The organism is Thermolongibacillus altinsuensis, assembly GCF_004341205.1.
In the GTDB taxonomy this organism is placed as follows: Bacteria; Bacillota; Bacilli; order Bacillales; family Anoxybacillaceae; genus Thermolongibacillus; species Thermolongibacillus altinsuensis.
The window spans coordinates 80,573-93,234 of the sequence record NZ_SLUL01000007.1; the positions used below are offsets into that span (position 1 = coordinate 80,573).

The 12,662-nt window shown below is 40.9% G+C and carries 15 protein-coding genes; 3 read left to right on the forward strand and 12 right to left on the reverse strand.

Annotated features, from left to right (window positions below; translation table 11 throughout):
• Positions 1-88 precede the first annotated feature (88 nt).
• Positions 89-412, forward strand: coding sequence for a hypothetical protein (locus tag EDD69_RS08235; protein WP_132948479.1), 324 nt, complete (start codon positions 89-91; stop codon positions 410-412).
• Between the two features lie 228 nt (positions 413-640).
• On the opposite strand, the gene EDD69_RS08240 is transcribed toward EDD69_RS08235, so the two are convergent.
• From EDD69_RS08240 to EDD69_RS08255, 4 genes are all read right to left on the reverse strand, one after another.
• The gene (locus EDD69_RS08240; RefSeq protein WP_132948480.1) at positions 641-1,363 is read right to left on the reverse strand and encodes a LutC/YkgG family protein; all 723 of its coding nucleotides are present in this window, start codon (positions 1,361-1,363) and stop codon (positions 641-643) included.
• Positions 1,363-2,790 (reverse strand): LutB/LldF family L-lactate oxidation iron-sulfur protein, encoded by a 1,428-nt coding sequence (locus tag EDD69_RS08245; protein WP_132948481.1) that lies wholly within the window; start codon positions 2,788-2,790, stop codon positions 1,363-1,365. The genes EDD69_RS08240 and EDD69_RS08245 overlap by 1 nt, the downstream gene beginning before the upstream one ends.
• A gap of 21 nt (positions 2,791-2,811) precedes the next feature.
• Positions 2,812-3,528 carry a (Fe-S)-binding protein gene (locus EDD69_RS08250; protein ID WP_132948482.1) on the reverse strand — a complete coding sequence of 239 codons (717 nt, stop codon included), beginning with the start codon at positions 3,526-3,528 and terminating at the stop codon, positions 2,812-2,814.
• Between the two features lie 169 nt (positions 3,529-3,697).
• A complete protein-coding gene (locus EDD69_RS08255) occupies positions 3,698-4,408 on the reverse strand; it encodes a FadR/GntR family transcriptional regulator (protein WP_132948483.1) in 711 nt (236 codons plus the stop codon).
• A gap of 293 nt (positions 4,409-4,701) precedes the next feature.
• Between EDD69_RS08255 and EDD69_RS08260 the strand changes: the two genes are divergently transcribed.
• Positions 4,702-6,480 carry a B12-binding domain-containing radical SAM protein gene (locus EDD69_RS08260; protein ID WP_132948484.1) on the forward strand — a complete coding sequence of 593 codons (1,779 nt, stop codon included), beginning with the start codon at positions 4,702-4,704 and terminating at the stop codon, positions 6,478-6,480.
• 28 nt (positions 6,481-6,508) lie between these two features.
• On the opposite strand, the gene EDD69_RS08265 is transcribed toward EDD69_RS08260, so the two are convergent.
• Genes EDD69_RS08265 through EDD69_RS15335 form a run of 5 tightly spaced genes read right to left on the reverse strand, consistent with a single transcriptional unit; the run spans position 6,509 to position 8,980 of the window.
• The gene (locus EDD69_RS08265) at positions 6,509-7,522 is read right to left on the reverse strand and encodes a PTS sugar transporter subunit IIC (protein WP_132948485.1); all 1,014 of its coding nucleotides are present in this window, start codon (positions 7,520-7,522) and stop codon (positions 6,509-6,511) included.
• Positions 7,523-7,544: 22 nt separating this feature from the next.
• Positions 7,545-8,540, reverse strand: coding sequence for an L-lactate dehydrogenase (locus EDD69_RS08270; protein ID WP_132948486.1), 996 nt, complete (start codon positions 8,538-8,540; stop codon positions 7,545-7,547).
• On the reverse strand, positions 8,541-8,684 hold the full coding sequence (locus EDD69_RS15325; RefSeq protein ID WP_165871756.1) for a hypothetical protein: 144 nt from the start codon (positions 8,682-8,684) through the stop codon (positions 8,541-8,543).
• Between the two features lie 3 nt (positions 8,685-8,687).
• On the reverse strand, positions 8,688-8,843 hold the full coding sequence (locus EDD69_RS15330; protein ID WP_165871757.1) for a hypothetical protein: 156 nt from the start codon (positions 8,841-8,843) through the stop codon (positions 8,688-8,690).
• A complete protein-coding gene (locus EDD69_RS15335) occupies positions 8,840-8,980 on the reverse strand; it encodes a hypothetical protein (RefSeq protein ID WP_165871758.1) in 141 nt (46 codons plus the stop codon). Before EDD69_RS15335 ends, EDD69_RS15330 begins: the two co-directional genes overlap by 4 nt.
• A 115-nt stretch (positions 8,981-9,095) precedes the next feature.
• Between EDD69_RS15335 and EDD69_RS08275 the strand changes: the two genes are divergently transcribed.
• A complete protein-coding gene (locus tag EDD69_RS08275) occupies positions 9,096-9,422 on the forward strand; it encodes a DUF3905 domain-containing protein (RefSeq protein ID WP_132948547.1) in 327 nt (108 codons plus the stop codon).
• Positions 9,423-9,457: 35 nt separating this feature from the next.
• On the opposite strand, the gene EDD69_RS08280 is transcribed toward EDD69_RS08275, so the two are convergent.
• The 3 genes from EDD69_RS08280 to EDD69_RS08290 all read right to left on the reverse strand — a co-directional run bounded on the left by EDD69_RS08280 (position 9,458) and on the right by EDD69_RS08290 (position 12,604).
• A complete protein-coding gene (locus EDD69_RS08280) occupies positions 9,458-10,285 on the reverse strand; it encodes a carbohydrate ABC transporter permease (protein WP_132948487.1) in 828 nt (275 codons plus the stop codon).
• A gap of 15 nt (positions 10,286-10,300) precedes the next feature.
• The gene (locus tag EDD69_RS08285; RefSeq protein ID WP_132948488.1) at positions 10,301-11,200 is read right to left on the reverse strand and encodes a carbohydrate ABC transporter permease; all 900 of its coding nucleotides are present in this window, start codon (positions 11,198-11,200) and stop codon (positions 10,301-10,303) included.
• A 132-nt stretch (positions 11,201-11,332) separates the two neighbouring features.
• Positions 11,333-12,604: an ABC transporter substrate-binding protein gene (locus EDD69_RS08290; protein WP_132948489.1), complete on the reverse strand. Its 1,272-nt coding sequence runs from the start codon at positions 12,602-12,604 to the stop codon at positions 11,333-11,335.
• Positions 12,605-12,662 lie beyond the last annotated feature (58 nt).

The window sequence follows — 12,662 nt, forward strand, 5'->3', positions numbered from 1 at the left end:
TTAATAAAAAGGCTCTTTTTGAAAATTTTGTTACTTTTATAAAAATTTTGTTTTTCATATGATAAAATTTTTGAAGGAGGTGTTTTAAATGGACATTATTTCAATTATTGTTATCGTATCATTATTGCTATTCGGGATCTGGATTGAGGAAAAGTATTTAAAAGAACTCGAACAAACTGAAAATAGTCATAGAATTAGGATCAAGTATAGTGCGTACAAAAATTCGTTCCATGCTATGACTTCACTATTTGTTCTTGCAATCACTTATGAGTTTTTCTTCGGCAAATTATCTTATGACGATTTACGATTTGTTTTTAGTTTAACAGTTGGTTTGGGCTTCATCACCCAATTGATTACGATTGTAATTTTAATTAATCGAAATAAAAAGAAAATGAAAACCACAAGGCTGTAAAAGTGTTGTTTTTGATTTGAAAGTGCTAAGCACTTCTGTGTTGGATGTCCGAGAGAACGGATCACATAAAGGATTTTAAAAGGCAGTCGAAATATGAATATCAAGTGCTTCGACTATCTTTGGTAATATATTCACCATCATTTCAACCAACTTATGAGGGGGATCCTGTTCCTGACACTATAAAGCAACAACCTATAAAAAAGAAAAAAGATGAGTAGTCGAAACTACTCATCGATCCGTGATGACAACATAAGTTGCTTTTACCGGTCCATGCACACCGACAACTAAATTCATTTCGATGTCGGCAGAGTTGCTTGGCCCTGTAATAAAGTTGATACATGAAGAAACTTGTTTTCCTTGCTCAATTTGCTGATGAATGTAAGAAGCTGCTTGTGTCATTCTTGGGACAATCGTGCTTTTTGGAATGATGGCAATATATGTCGTCGGCAAAAAGCTGACGGTTCGCCCTTTTCCATTTCCGCTAAACAACACGACCGTTCCCGATTCCGCTAGCGTGATATCGCTAAAGGTAATGCCAACATTTGCTTTCTCAGCAAACTCGATGTTTTTTCTTCCTAATTTGGCATCCCATATGTGCACAGAGACGTTCTCGTTCGGCCATTCTTCTTGCAATAAAGGCATTAATCCGTATTCGTCAAACCGCGGATCATCCCATGTAACAACAGGACCTCCGCCATGCTCAACCACGATTCGCTTTAACGTAGCAGCTAAATCATGACACGTCGTTTCCACTAGTGTCGTATGAATGCGCAAACATTGCTTTTTCAATTCCTCAAGAAGCTCATCTTGACTATAACCCTGAAAAACGGTATGCTGCGGAGCATATTTCCACATCGGCCGAACAACGCCTGTTGTATATACATCTCGTCCGAGACGCTGGGCAATATTTTGTAAAAATGCTTCACGACGATAAATATTTCCGACGGTCATCACTCATCTCCGCCTTTCTCTCGATTTTTAAACCAATCGCGAAAACGCTCTTTTCCTGGAGCCGGGAATTCACGAATCTCTGTCCATGCTTTCAGTGGACCTGGACCTTTCGAAATGCGTTCATTTACGGTAAATGGATTCATCGCACTTGATGCTAATTTAGAACCGAGTTTATAAAGCGATGCTGACGCTGCGCCTAGCCCGAACGCTTTCATCGCCAATTTTTCTGAAATCGGCGCTTTTCCTTCACGTTCGACAATCGTCTGACGATGTTTTAGCAATAATTCATGAAGCGGAATTTTCACCGGACATGCTTCCGTACAAGCCGCACATAATGTCGATGCATACGGCAACTCTTTGTAGTCATCATATCCGCCTAACAGAGGAGACAATACCGCTCCAATCGGACCTGAATAGATCGAGCCGTATGAATGACCGCCAATGTGACGATACACCGGACATACGCTGACACAAGCTGCACAGCGAATACACTGTAAAATAGACTGAAATTCTGTTCCAAGAATAGCGGAGCGACCGTTATCGACAATAACGAGATGAAACTCTTCTGGTCCATCCACATCTCCTTCATCTTTTGGACCCGTTAATACTGTAATGTAACTCGTCAATTTTTGCCCGACCGCACTGCGTGTTAATAAACTTACAAGCACTTCCATTTCTTCGAATGTCGGAACAATTCGTTCCATTCCCATCACTGTAATTTGCGTTTTCGGAAGCGCTGTCACTAAATCGGCATTTCCTTCATTCGTCACAAGCGTAATCGATCCTGACTCCGCAATCGCAAAATTACAGCCCGTAATTCCGACATCAGCTGTTAAGTATTCTTGGCGCAACATTTCGCGCGCATGAAGCGCCAGTTCTTCCGGCTTCTCGGTTTTTGTGTATCCCAATTTTTCTCTAAACACGTCGCGGATTTGCTCTTTATTTTTATGAAGCGCTGGCGCAATGATATGGGAAGGTGGATCGTGGTCATCTACTTGTAAAATGTACTCGCCAAGATCGGTTTCAATCACTTCACAGCCGACAGCTTCTAACGTCGCATTCATATGAATCTCTTCTGTTACCATCGACTTTGATTTCACAATTTTTTTTGCATTCTTTTTAACAATGACATCGCGAATATATTCGTTTGCTTCTTCGGCTGTTTGAGCAAAGAAGACGTGACCGCCGCGCTTCGCTACATTTTCGCTTAACTGCATTAAATAATAATCAAGATGTTGCAGCGTATGTTGGCGAATTTGTTCACCGAGTGCGCGCCACTCTTCCCAATTTCCAAGCTCTGCCGCTGCTTCAAGACGGCGCGTCCGCAATCGATCTTGTGCTCCAGCAACTGCACCGCGCATAAATGAATTATGAATGCCTTTTTCGACTCGTTCCTTAAACTCTTCTGTACTAATTTTCATCGCCATGAAAAATTCCCCCTTTGATTCTTATCGGCTGTTCAGCACTTCAGCGATATGCATCACTTTAATCGGTTTTCCTTTTCGTTCCATTCGTCCGCCGATGTTCATTAAACAGCCACAATCCGCTCCGATTAAATAATCAACATCAATTTCTTCAATATGGTGAATCTTTTCATCGACTATTTGTTCAGAAATTGGACCCATTTTCACTGAAAATGTCCCACCGAATCCACAGCAATTTTGTGCATTTGGAAGCGGAACAAATTCAAGCCCTTTCACATTTTTTAATAGTTTCATTGGCGCATCTTTTACACCAAGCAAACGTGTCATATGACATGATGTATGGTACGTTGCACGCCCTTCTAACTTGGCACCGACATCCTCAACCTTTAGTACATCGACGATAAATTGTGTCAATTCATACGTTTTATCCGCTACCTTTTTTGCTCGCGCTTCCCACTCTGCATCCCCTTTAAAAATATGCGGATATTCTTTAAACATCGTCGCACAGGAACCAGACGGAGTGACGATATACTCCGCATGTTCGAATGTGCGAATCATATGTTTCATCGCTTCCTTCGCTTCTTTCACATAACCGCTGTTGTACGCTGGCTGCCCACAGCATGTTTGCGCTTCTGGAAACTCAATTTCACATCCTAAACGTTCCAATAATTCAACCGTTGCCTTCCCAACGTTCGTATGAAATAAATCAACTAGACACGTTACAAATAATGTCACTTTCATTCCCATTTCCCCTCTTTCTACAAAGAAAACGTTTTCTTTTTTATCACTTTACCCCGAAATTTTCCATTAGTCAACTGGTCATCTGATGAGTATAGTACAAAAAATAGTAACTAGGCTGTTTTTTCACAAAAAAACAGCCTAATCATTTGTGAGCGCTTACTTAAAACGCTTACTTAATATAGTCAGCAAGCACATTCTCGACATGCCCTAAATGTTCTTTCATTCGCTCTTGGGCTAACTCATCGTCTTGAGCTTTAATCGCTTCAAAAATTCGAATATGGTCTTCAAGCAATTGCTCACTCGTCGCTTGTTTCGCAAATAGCCATATTCGCCTTGTTTCTCGCATCGTTTCCATCATCATGCCGGATACGTTGTTCATTAAGCTGACTAAAAGCGGATTTTGCGAAGCAGCGGCAATCGCCATATGAAATAAAAAGTCAGCTTTTTCCCCAAGTTCTTCGTCACCAATCGCCTCACGCATTTGGATCAAAGCATGCTCCATTGCTCTTAAATCTCGCTCTGTTCGCTTTCGTGCTGCTACACCGGAAGCACCAACTTCTAATAGTTTACGAACTTCAAGTAAATGAGCAACATCTTCCTTTTTCATTAAAATCGCAATGGAAATCGGGAAAGAAAGCATCGCTGGATCAAATTCACGAACATAAGTTCCCTCCCCCTGCTTTATTTCGATGAGCCCCATCGCTCTTAACGCGCTTAATGCTTCACGAATAGCCGCGCGCCCAACTTGGAAATTTTCAGCAAGTTGTTGAACGGAGTCTAATTTATCTCCAGGTTTCAACTGCCCTGTTTTGATCATTTCAAAAATCGCTTCAGCAACTTCTTCGTATATTTTTTTCGGTTTAATTTGTTTATAAATCACCCATTTTCACCCCATAACAACAATGTTCGAACATTCGCTATCTTTTTTTATAGTAGCACTTTCTGCGACACAAATGAAATACAATATCATGTTTTTCATCAAAAGAAATGTGAAAAATTTTTAAATTGTGATATCGAAAAATGTTTACGCTTACATTATGATTTAATCATCAGATGATTATATAACCTTGCTTAAAAAGGCTGTCTGAAAAGGACAGCCTTTTTCATTTGAATTTGGTTATGATATAATTATGATTTGCTTTAAACGATTGAACATAAAGGAGATTTCGTGCGATGAAGATCATCTGTACAACGTTAAATGCCAAATATATTCATACGAATTTAGCCATTCGTTATTTAAAAGCATACGCCCAACCCGAATTTCAAATTGATATCGTTGAATATACGATCAAAGACCCATCCTTAAACATTGTCACGGATTTATATCAACGTCAACCAGATATCATCGGATTTAGCTGCTATATTTGGAACATTGAAGAAACGATTAAAATCGTTAAAATGCTTAAAAAAATCCGCCCCGATTTAATTGTTGTCGTCGGCGGACCGGAAGTATCGTACGACGTAAAAGAATGGATGGAAAACGTTCCAGAGTTTGATTTTATCGTCATCGGCGAAGGAGAAGAAACGTTTAAACAACTTTTATTCGCATTGCAAAAAGGGAAAGACGTATCATCTGTTCACGGCATTGCCTTTCGCCAAAACGGAAACGTCATCATCAACCCACAGCAAAATAAAGTTAACTTAGCGGAAATGCCGTCACCGTTTCGCTTCCCTGAAGACATTCCGCATCTTTCCAAACGGATCACCTATATCGAAACGAGTCGTGGCTGTCCGTTTAACTGTCAGTTTTGCCTTTCTTCGACTGAAGTCGGCGTTCGTTATTTTGATCGGGAAAAAGTAAAAGAAGATTTGCGTTATTTAATGAAAAACGGGGCAAAGAATATTAAATTTATTGATCGCACGTTTAATATTAGCCGAAGTTACGCCATGGAGATGTTTCAATTTTTAATTGATGAACATGTACCGGGGACCGTGTTTCAATTTGAAATTACCGCTGATATTATGCGCCCTGAAGTGATTGAGTTTTTGAATAAAGAAGCGCCTCCAGGGCTATTCCGCTTTGAAATTGGCGTTCAATCAACCAATGATGAAGTAAACAAACTAGTCATGCGCAAACAAAACTTTGAAAAGTTAACACGCACCGTCACGATGATTAAAAATGGCGGTAAAATTGTACAACATCTCGATTTAATTGCCGGACTTCCAGAAGAGGATTACACTTCATTCCGCAAAACGTTTAATGATGTGTTCGCTCTTCGCCCTGAAGAAATACAGCTTGGATTTTTAAAAATGCTGCGCGGAACAGGACTTCGCTTACGCGCAAAAGAATACGGCTACGTCTTTATGGATCATGCGCCATATGAAATTTTATCCAACAACGTTCTTTCCTTCTCTGACATCGTTCGCATTAAACAAGTGGAAGATGTGCTTGAAAAATATTGGAATGATCATCGCATGGATGAAACGATTGAATATTTAGTGACGAACATCTTTGAAACGCCGTTTGACTTTTTCCAACAGTTTGGAACGTATTGGGATGAACAAGGTTGGGCGCGCATCGGCCATCAGTTAGAAGATTTATTCCGACGTTTATATCAATTCTTACAGACCCAATCATTACAAGAGCTTCCAATCATTGAAGGACTGATGAAATACGACTATTTGCGCAATCAAAAGCATAAACCACGCAAACCATGGTGGGATGAAAAAAGCGATAAAACGTTGCGCACAAAAATTTATTCGTACGTTCTCGACCATCCAGAGGCGCTTGGAGAAACGTTTGCGTCCTTGCAGTTAAATGAAAAAGATTTGTTTAAACATACCGTCATGGAAATCGTTCCATTTGATCTGCCGCACTATTTAGAAACAAAAGAAATTCGTCAAGACGAAACAGCGATGATCGTTTATTTCGACCCAGCTACCGCAACCGCCCATCCATATTTTTTACGAACATCTGCACTAAAAGAGGCTGACTCAAAACATCGCCTTTGAGCGATGTTGAGTCAGCCTCTTTATATAATTAGATCGGTAATCTTAAATCGTTTTCTTTAATCTTGCCAAGCTTTTTAAGCATATAGTAGATGGCATATGAGATAACAGCTGGCACAATGACATAAGTGATCAACATCGCTGGAACGATAAATCTAGCATCATATATTGTTAAAAGCTGTATTGGTGCAACGAAAGAGCTTAATCCCATACCTGCAATCTCTTTTCCTGCTTCAATTTTGAACACTAACGCGGAGATTGGTCCAGCAACCGCACTGGCAACGACGGTTGGCAGTAAGATGTATGGGTTTTTCGTAATGTTCGGCAATTGCACTTTAGGAGTGCAGACCCCTTGAGCTAAAATTCCGCCTAGTTGATTCTCTTTCCAAGAAATGAGAGAGAATCCGATAAAGTGCGCCGCACATCCTGCCAAAGCTGCTCCACCGGCAATGCCGCTTAAATCTAAGGCCATCGCTAATGCCACAGATGATGCTGGTGAGATTAAGAACAATCCCCAAACGACAGCTAAAACGATCGATGAGAGCAGCGGGTTACCTGCAGTTGATGATTTAATCGCTCCTCCTACCGTTGTTAAAACAGGGGCAATGATTTGTGATAACCATAAACCGGCCAATCCAGCGATTAACATCGTTCCCAACGGAACAATCATCATATCGAGAACGGTTTTTCCGCTGATTCGTTTCCCTACATAAGTGGCAATCGTTGCCGTTAGCAATGCGCCAATTGGTTCACCTGGTTTAATGAGAACACCTGCTTCTGTAATGCTTAGCGCGCCTGCTCCGACTGCCGCTGCAATCATCGCCGAGAAGATGACAAGAGCGTTTGCTCCCAGCATTAAGGCAATTCCCGCACCGATGGCTGGTGCCATCAGACTAATCGAAATCGTGCCAATTTGTTCAAGTGCACTAATTCCAAAGTTTGTTCCTAAGTTTTTAATAAGCAAACCAATACCGAGTGTGACAAAAATTCCTTGTGCAATACCTGTTGAAGCTTTAAAAATTCTTGGCATTACATATTCTTTCATAAGAAACTCCTTCTTCCTATTCCTAAAAGATGGAATTTTTTTGCGAAAATTGTACTAAAATCTCTTGTTTGTAACCGATGCTTTCCATGTATTGACGCAATATAGCATTGGATTGTTTGAATTTTGCTTGCTCTTCTTCCGTTAAGCGAAGCTCGATAATTTCTTTAATTCCTTCGCGAGTAATAACGGCAGGAACACCTGTGCAAATTTCTCTCTCGCCGTACTCGCCGTCCAACACGCAAGAGAGGGCAATGATTTTATGGTCGTCATTGAAAATTGATTTTGTAATGTAAGCTAACGCATTTCCGATCCCGTAATAAGTGGTTCCTTTTCGTTTTAAGATCTCAAAGCCAACCTTTCTAACCTTGTCGACAATTTCATCTAAATCGATTTCACCAAGTTCTTCTTTTCGTTCCTCTAAAATTTCTAGAAGCGGCTTTCCGCCTACGTAAGTGTGAGACCAAGCTGCAAATTGCGAATCCCCATGTTCACCCATCATGTAGCCGCTAATGCTTCTTGGATCGACATCTAAAATTTCGGATAAAAATGTTTTTAATCTTGAAGAATCTAGCGAAGTACCTGTTCCGATCACTCGATGTCTTGGTAAACCGGATAGCTTCCAAACGTGATAGGTGATAATATCAACCGGGTTGGAAGCGATTAAGAAAATTCCATCAAAACCGCTCGCCATAATTTGTGGAACGATATCTTCCATAATTTTTGCGCCAATTCCTAGCGTATCTAGGCGAGTTTGACCTGGTTTTGGCGGCGGACCAGCAGTAATAATCGCGACATCAACATCTTCTAAATCGCTGTAGGATGCCGCGCGAACCTTCGTTCTTGAATTTACAAAATCGATGCAATGGGATAAATCTAAGGATTCACCTATCGCGCGTTCCTTGTTGATATCGATCATTAATAATTCTTCACAAATTCCTTGATTGATGATGGAATAGGCCGCGCTTGAACCAACTAATCCTGTACCGATGATCGCAACTTTTCTTGTTGTTTTTCCCATCTAGGTCTTTCCTTTCTTATTTTTCGTTTCTTCCAGCAATTCGATCGTTTTTTGAGCGTTGAAATCGCCAAGTTCGTGCCCAAATTCTTCTTTTAAAACATCGCTTGGAATCGGAATAGTCTTCCCCTTTTCCTTGTTCTTCATCGTTTACTTCCCTTGTCTTCCTTTTTGCGAATTGCGATTGGCGCCGCGGCTCATATCTTCTTCCCCTGCATATTGGGCAGCAAACTCATCTTTTGGCATGCTTTCGGTCGGCGTTTGATTATTTGTTTTCGCCGCATCATGTGTCAATTTTCGTTTCAATTCAATTCCTCCTCACGTTTGTATGCGATTAATACAATTTCTTCGCCTGTTTCTTCACGCAATTTTTTCTCCAAATCCTGAATCTTTTCAAGAGCATTGCTTTCTAAATAAGCAACAGGAAATGAACGATTTTTCAATCTTCTCCCCCCCTTGTTTTTCTTAATGTCAGTAAAACGAAACATTTTTATTCATAACAATCGCTCCGAAGGTCAAACTAATGATGAGGTGATCGCATTGGAAAACAAAAAAAACATGGAGTCGCCTATTTTGGATGAAACCCAACCTCATCAAATCCATGCCCCATCTTTTAAAGGAACGGGGATTCGCATGCAGCCGCCATTTGTTAATCGTTACGGAGTCGTCATTGGTGATAGTAAATATAACTCCCAAAATTCTCCGCTTAACCATTGGAGCGATGAAACCGATCCGAGCACGATGACAGGAGATGAATGGGTTCATCCGACAAACGATATCGGTTGGAATACAGCTGAAAACCGTGAACTTCTCGAAAAGAAAAAACGGGTACAAGGCGTCCCGTTTATGCACCCGAGCATCGATACAAGCTACGATGCCGATTAAAAAAACAATCCCGCGCAAATCGCACGGGATTGTTTTTATTTTCCACCTGTAAACGAAATTCCTTTAATGAAATAGCGGTTGAAAAAGGCGTAAATCACGAGAACAGGCAATGTAAATACCATGGATGCCGCCATAATGTAGTTCCAGTAGCTAATGTATTGACCTTTAAACGAGTTTAAACCGAGCGGAAGCGTAAATAGTTGCGGATCCGATAAAATGATCAGCGGACGCATAAAGTCGTTCCATGAACCCATAAAAACGAAAATCGCTTGCGCCGCTAATGCTGGTCGAGCGAGCGGCAACACAATGCGGAAAAACGTCCCGATGCGGCTTAATCCGTCCAACGCCGCCGCTTCCTCTAATTCTTTCGGGAAGTTAATGAAAAATTGGCGCATCATAAAAATAAACGTTGCGTTAATCATCGCTGGAACAATCATTCCTTGATAAGTATTTAGCCAGCCGAGCTGTTTCAAAATTAAATAGTTTGGAATCATCGTTACTTGCGCAGGAATCATTAAAACCGCCAAAATAATCATAAATAACGTATTCTTTCCCGGGAACCGAAGACGAGCAAGCGCATAGCCAGCCATTGAGTTAAAAATTAAGTTGAGCGCCGTCACGGTCACCGCAATAAACACGCTGTTTAACAACCAGCGTGGAAACAACGCCTGTTCCACGAAAATTTGTTTATAGTTATCAAGCGTAAAGTTTTTCGGAATAAAGTTGATCGATCCGCTTACAATTTCCTCTAACGTTTTAAACGAAGACGATAACGCCCATAAAAACGGAATGAGCGTAATGATCGCATATAAGACGAGAATGGTGTACAAAAGCGCTTTTCCGAAGCCTATTTTCTTTTTCATTGGCCGTCCCCCTCCTTAGTACAGCGACTCTTCTTTTGAAAATTTCCGTTGTAGAATCGTCGCAATTAAAATGATAATCGCAAGCGCGAACGCTAATGCTGCCGCATACCCCATTGTACCTAATGACTTAAAGGCGTATTGATAAATAAGAAGCACAACTGTTAATGTCGAGTTGTTCGGTCCGCCTGAACCCTGTGAGAAAATGTAAGACTGGTCAAACAATTGGAACGTACCGATTAGACCCATAATGACAACAAATGAAGTGACCGGTTTTAAATTTGGCACCGTAATATACCAAAACTTTTGCCATGCATTTGCCCCATCTAATTCCGCTGCTTCGTAAAGCGAATCAGGAATATCTTGCAGCGCTGCCAAATAGATAACCATAAAATATGGAGCCGTCGACCAAATATTCATAATCATGATCGCATTTAACGCAACGGAAGGATCTCCTAACCAGTTATAGGTGGGTAAACCAAAAAATTTGAGCACATGGTTAATGAGTCCGTTTTGGTTGTACATCCACATAAAAATAAGCGTTAACACCGCAGATGAAGTTAATGTCGGCAAGAAGTAAACGATGCGGAAAAACTTTTGCCCTTTCAATCCAGCATTTAATGTTGCCGCTAACACAAGCGCTAAAATCGTTTGCGCTGGAACGACAATGGCCACATATTTGACAGTATTCCAAAGCGCAATTTTCGCCCGAGTATCATCAAGCATACGCTTAAAGTTATCAAGTCCAACAAACTCAAAGCTCGTCGTCCCTAAAAATTGCACTTTATGAAAAGCGAGATAAATCGCAAACAAAATCGGACCAATAATAAATAGAAGAAGAACGAACAAAGCCGGGGACATTAATAAATAACCTGAACCAGCTTCTCGCAACGCTTTTTTCGAAAACACTTTTCTCATGCTTTTCATCTCCCTTGCATAATGAAGAGAATATCGCTATTCTCCTCTTTCTAGTGAAGCGTCCAAACCACTTCACTAGAAAGAAGTGAACAGCAAAGATTGGGGAGGGAGGAGAAGCATCTCCTCCCGCCATTATTTCGCCTCAATTTCTTTATTGGCTGTTTCTTGTGCTTCTTTTAATGCTTCCGCTAATGGACGTTCACCTAAAAACGCGCTCACGAATTGGTTGTTAAAGTTATTCATAATAATCGGCAAGTTCGTTCCGTTTTGCCATACGGTTGCGTACTCTGCACCTGCAACAAACACTTTACGAAGTTCGTCTTTGTCATAACCTAATTCAGCCGCAACAGACTTGCGTGTTGGCAATGTATATCCTTTGCTTGTCCAGATTTTCATTCCTTCTTTACCAGTTAAGAACGAAATCAATTTCCACGCCGCCTCTTTATTCTTAGATGATGCGTTCATGACATAAGCAACGGTATACGCCATCGTTCTTTTTTGACCGTTAATCGTTGGCATTTCAGCTGTACCAAATTCGATATTCGGGAATGTTTCTTGTAAGAAATTAATCGCCCAGTTTCCTTCAATCACCATCGCCGCTTTTCCTTGGCCGAACATCTCACCGCCCCAGCTAGCGCCAACTTCGCTCGGTTGCGCTGCTGATTTATCTTTCAAGTGCATATCCACGATCGGCTGTAACGCCTCAACTACTTTCGGATCCGCAAAGCTTGCTTTATTATCCGTTACAACTTTGCCTCCTTTTGATTCAGCAATGTAGTAAAGACGCGCCAATTCTGGAGCGACACCGAAACCGTACACTTCTGTTCCTTTTGTTAACTTTTTCGCTGCTTCGCGAAGCTCATCCCATGTTTTCGGAACTTCTAATCCCGCTTCTTCAAACATTTTTTTGTTGTAAAATAATGCAAGTGTTGAGTAGTCTTTCGGGAATCCGTAAATTTTGCCGTCTTCTCCTTTGAATGCATCAAGTAAAGGCTTTTCAAAATCATTGATATCAAAATCATCTGTTACATATTGATCAAGCGGCTCTAATACGCCTGTTTCAATTAGAGCAGGAGCTTCAAACGCATCAAGATAAAAGACATCTGGACCTTCGCCGCCAATTAAACGAGTTTTAATCACATCCATGTATTGTTCCGAAATGACTTCATACTTCACTTTAATGTTCGGATATTTTTTCTCAAACTCATCCAACGTTTGTTTAAGCAATTTTTGCTCCACTGGGTTGCCGCCCCAACCGGCTAACGTAACTTCAACTTTTTCATCAGCAGCTTGTTTGTCGCCTTCTTTTTCGGCTGCTTTTTCTCCACCGCTGCATCCAGTTAAAACGCTTCCAAAAAGCATAGTCGAAACACCAACAGTTGCCAACCATTTTTTCTTATTCATCCTGTAAAACCCCTTTCTTTTTTTGTGAAATCTATAGGAAGGGGGAGATCCCCTTCAT

Excerpts from the sequence above, each read along its gene's own strand:
- EDD69_RS08250 (WP_132948482.1), bottom strand. The coding sequence starts at position 3,528 with ATGAAAGTGACATTATTTGTAACGTGTCTAGTTGATTTATTTCATACG.
- EDD69_RS08285 (WP_132948488.1), bottom strand. The coding sequence starts at position 11,200 with ATGAGAAAAGTGTTTTCGAAAAAAGCGTTGCGAGAAGCTGGTTCAGGT.
- EDD69_RS08290 (WP_132948489.1), bottom strand. The coding sequence starts at position 12,604 with ATGAATAAGAAAAAATGGTTGGCAACTGTTGGTGTTTCGACTATGCTT.
- EDD69_RS08245 (WP_132948481.1), bottom strand. The coding sequence starts at position 2,790 with ATGGCGATGAAAATTAGTACAGAAGAGTTTAAGGAACGAGTCGAAAAA.
- EDD69_RS08265 (WP_132948485.1), bottom strand. The coding sequence starts at position 7,522 with ATGAAAGAATATGTAATGCCAAGAATTTTTAAAGCTTCAACAGGTATT.
- EDD69_RS15325 (WP_165871756.1), bottom strand. The coding sequence starts at position 8,684 with ATGAAGAACAAGGAAAAGGGGAAGACTATTCCGATTCCAAGCGATGTT.
- EDD69_RS08275 (WP_132948547.1), top strand. The coding sequence starts at position 9,096 with ATGGAGTCGCCTATTTTGGATGAAACCCAACCTCATCAAATCCATGCC.
- EDD69_RS08235 (WP_132948479.1), top strand. The coding sequence starts at position 89 with ATGGACATTATTTCAATTATTGTTATCGTATCATTATTGCTATTCGGG.
- EDD69_RS08270 (WP_132948486.1), bottom strand. The coding sequence starts at position 8,540 with ATGGGAAAAACAACAAGAAAAGTTGCGATCATCGGTACAGGATTAGTT.
- EDD69_RS08280 (WP_132948487.1), bottom strand. The coding sequence starts at position 10,285 with ATGAAAAAGAAAATAGGCTTCGGAAAAGCGCTTTTGTACACCATTCTC.
- EDD69_RS08260 (WP_132948484.1), top strand. The coding sequence starts at position 4,702 with ATGAAGATCATCTGTACAACGTTAAATGCCAAATATATTCATACGAAT.
- EDD69_RS08240 (WP_132948480.1), bottom strand. The coding sequence starts at position 1,363 with ATGACCGTCGGAAATATTTATCGTCGTGAAGCATTTTTACAAAATATT.